Raw genomic sequence first — 3,497 nt, 5'->3', positions numbered from 1 at the left:
AGGGCGGCTCATTGTTCTTTTAATTTATCGAGTTTGTTTTCTCTATTATATGCAGCTTCATATAAAATTGGTATTAGATCAATATATATAGGCACTAATTACACGTAATGGCTCATTCGTGTAATGCGGCAATTGGGGGTAATGTTAGCGTAGCTGGTATTTCTGTTGACAACGATTTTAGTTTAGGTTGTACTTAGTGTAAGCATCCCTCACACTACCCCAGTTCGTCTATTATCTCACGCAGTTCTTCCTTCGCTTGCTTCGCACGCTGAACACTTGCAATCGTCGCCAGCGCTGCGCCTCCTGTTGTGATGCTGGCTTCGGATATTTTGTCTAAATACAGAAGTCCAACACCAAGTAGAGTCATCAAGGCAGATGCAGTAGTGATGCCAAATGCGAGGTTATAGCTGTGCCGCACTTGGCGCAACAATTCTCGGATAATTTCTTCTTTAATATCACTGTACTTCTCGTCAATTTGTGGTTTTTTGAAAAATTTTAACTGCATTGCTAACCTCTGAAATACTGTGTTGTTTAACCTTGATATCAGTATGCTTATTTAGCCAACAATCAGAAAGGGCAAAGAGGTTTAGTTTCTGTTTATGTTTGCTAGGGCAGATAGGTGAGATGAGAAAACCTATCTGCCCTAGACTACAAAATCTACTATTAGATATAGTGTGAATGCTCATTTAATTGACCAAAACCATGCTGGAGTCTTCTAAAGTAAAAGCGAGTCAGGACGGAAAAGCCGAACTCAGAAAAGTGCTTAAGGAGCGAAAACTGACTCAAGATGAACTAGCACGCAAAGCAAGTGTATCTGTAGATACAGTGAGGCGATTGCTTGGTACTAAAGATTGCCCCAATGGAGTTGAACGATGGGCAGTAAAAAATATTGCTAAAGTTTTAAATCTCCAACCTATAAAAATAGTTGACCCTAAAGACTGGTATCGTCAACAGCAATTACCACCAGAGTTTGAACTATTAATAAAAGAAAAAACTAAATTATTTTGTGGACGCAAGTTTGTATTTGATACAATAGAGAATTTTTTTCAAAACAATCCCAATGGCTACTTTACAGTAGTAGGTGATGCGGGAATGGGGAAAAGTGCGATTGCGGCACAATATATTGTTGAACATCATGAAGCAATTTGCTTCTTCAATATTCGTGCTGAGGGAATGAATCGCCAGGATTTATTTTTGAAAAAAGTTCGTCAACAATTAATAGAACGTTACAATTTACAGACAGCAGTTGATGCTGATTTATCGACTTTGCTTACGAAAGTCAGTGAAAAACTGAGCACGGGTGAACGTCTAGTAATTGTGGTAGATGCACTAGATGAAGTTGACCAAGAATCATCAGGAAATCTTTTATTCTTACCATACATACTACCAGAACGTGTCTATTTTATTCTTACTAGACGACCATACAATCAAGATGAGAAAAGGTTGCATTTTTCTCCGACTATTCCCACACAAGAATTAGATTTAAGGCAATACTCAAATGAGAGTAATCAGGATGTAAAAGAATATATTTATCTATTTCTTAAAGATGAAGAATATCAATATGTACTGAATCAATGGATTCAAAGGCAAAATCATCTCTCTGCTCAGGAGTTTGTAGACACCATAGCGGTCAAGAGTGAAAATAATTTTATGTACTTGCGCTATGTTTTACCAGCGATTGCTGATGGTTTTTATGATGATAGAACTTTGGATGCTTTGCCTATCGGGTTAGAAGGATATTATTACAACCACTGGCAACTTATGGGTATGACAACCAAGCCTTTACCTAAAAATAAAATTAAAATTATCTATGTTATGTCTGCACTACATAGAGCCGCCTCCCGTGCAGTAATTGCAAAATATTCTACGCAAAATGAGTTCACAGTACAAGAAGTTTTGGATCGGTGGGCGCAATTCTTGCACAAGCAGGAAAACTATCAACCACCGTGTTACAGATTTTATCACGAAAGTTTTATCGATTTTTTAAATTCCCAAAACATTGTACAGGCGGCAGGGGTAAGTTTACCAGATATTAGTGGCGAAGTGGCAGACATCATGACAGAAGGACTCTTTGACGATGAGTAATGTTCGTACCTGGTTAGCTGAAAAGTCAGAGGAAGAAAGAGAACAATTCTTAGGTGAAGCTCCTCGTTTGTGTTTAGAAGGTGGTCGAATTCAGAAACTTTGCCGTCTGTTGAGAGATTTTGACTTTATAGAAGCAAAAATAAACCATCCTCAACTTGGCTTGCAAAGACTAATTGATGATTATGAATTGATTAATGATTTAAGAATTTTAAATCACCCAGATTACAACTTAGAAAAAGCTAAGGTACTCAAGTTGATTCAAGGAGGGTTAAGACTTTCGGCGCATATTTTAGCTGAGGATAAAACACAACTAGCAGCACAATTGTGGGGAAGATTACAGGGTTTTGAAAGGACGGATATTCAAGCTTTATTAAGACAATGCAAACAAAGGCAAGTGTCACCTTGGTTGCAACCTCAGACACCTAGCTTAACTCCTCCAGACGGACGCTTAGTCAGTACCCTCATTGGTCACGACGGCTGGATTACTTCTGTCGCTGTAACCCCAGATAGGAAGCAGTTAATTTCTGGCTCATCTGACAACACTGTTAAAGTTTGGAATTTGACTACAGGTGCAGAAATTTTGACATTCACTGGTCATAGTGCCCCTGTCAATACTGTAGCAATTACGCCAGACGGGAAACGGGTAATTTCCGGCTCATCTGACAACACTGTTAAAGTTTGGAATTTGACTACAGGTGCAGAAATTTTGACATTCACTGGTCATAGCAGCCCAGTAACTTCTGTAGCTATTACTTTTGATGGCAAGCGGGTCATCTCGGCTTCAATAGTTGACCCTATTAAAGTCTGGGATTTAGAATCGGGGAAAGAAGAGTTTACCCTTATTGGTCATACTGACTTGATAAGAAGTGTCACTGTTACTTCTTTCAATTGCATGATTTCTGCATCAGATGACAGTACTATTATTGGCTGGGATTTGGAAGAAGGTAAAAAACTTTTTTGGCTTTCTAATGATCCTTACCCGAATTCAGAAGAAAGTTCACCAAGAAAAGTATATGTAATTGCAGTTAGCTCTGATAGTAAGTGGCTGTTTTTTGATTATGATGAGATAATTAATGTCTGGAATTTGGAAACACAAGAGGCTGCTTTTCTCCTTAGAGGTCATAGTGACTCGATAGTTACTCTTGCTGTCACACCTGATGGTAAACGGTTAATTTCTGCTTCGCTAGACAAAACGCTCAAAGTCTGGGATTTAAAATCTGGAAAGGAGCTTTTCTCTCTTAATGGTCACAATGAATTAATATGTGCTTTAACTATTACTTCTGATAGTAAACAGATTATTTGTGGTTCAAAAGATAAAACAATTAAAGTCTGGAATTTAGATTTAAAATCGGAAGACTTTAACTTTACTATTTATAACAAACCAGTAACTACTTTAGCTACAACTTCTAATG

The 3,497-nt window shown here is 37.9% G+C and carries 2 protein-coding genes and 1 pseudogene; 2 read left to right on the top strand and 1 reads right to left on the bottom strand.

Annotated features, from left to right (window positions below; translation table 11 throughout):
- Positions 1 to 214: 214 nt before the first annotated feature.
- Positions 215 to 505, bottom strand: a complete 291-nt coding sequence (locus GNF10_RS35895) for a hypothetical protein (RefSeq protein ID WP_185587965.1) — start codon at positions 503 to 505, stop codon at positions 215 to 217.
- Between the two features lie 197 nt (positions 506 to 702).
- Between GNF10_RS35895 and GNF10_RS35890 the strand changes: the two genes are divergently transcribed.
- Both GNF10_RS35890 and GNF10_RS35885 read left to right on the top strand, forming a co-directional pair.
- Positions 703 to 2,085: an XRE family transcriptional regulator gene (locus tag GNF10_RS35890; protein ID WP_185607440.1), complete on the top strand. Its 1,383-nt coding sequence runs from the start codon at positions 703 to 705 to the stop codon at positions 2,083 to 2,085.
- Positions 2,078 to 3,497, top strand: a pseudogene (locus tag GNF10_RS35885) (hypothetical protein); the annotation flags it as partial. The gene GNF10_RS35890 and the pseudogene GNF10_RS35885, both read left to right, overlap by 8 nt.

It is taken from the genome of Nostoc sp. UCD121, assembly GCF_014222285.1.
Taxonomy (GTDB): domain Bacteria; phylum Cyanobacteriota; class Cyanobacteriia; order Cyanobacteriales; family Nostocaceae; genus Nostoc.
Note: the sequence above shows the minus strand (reverse complement) of the source record. Positions and strands in the feature narration are given on the sequence as shown.

Coding starts and splice junctions, on each gene's coding strand:
- GNF10_RS35890 (WP_185607440.1), top strand. CDS start 703: ATGCTGGAGTCTTCTAAAGTAAAAGCGAGTCAGGACGGAAAAGCCGAA.
- GNF10_RS35895 (WP_185587965.1), bottom strand. CDS start 505: ATGCAGTTAAAATTTTTCAAAAAACCACAAATTGACGAGAAGTACAGT.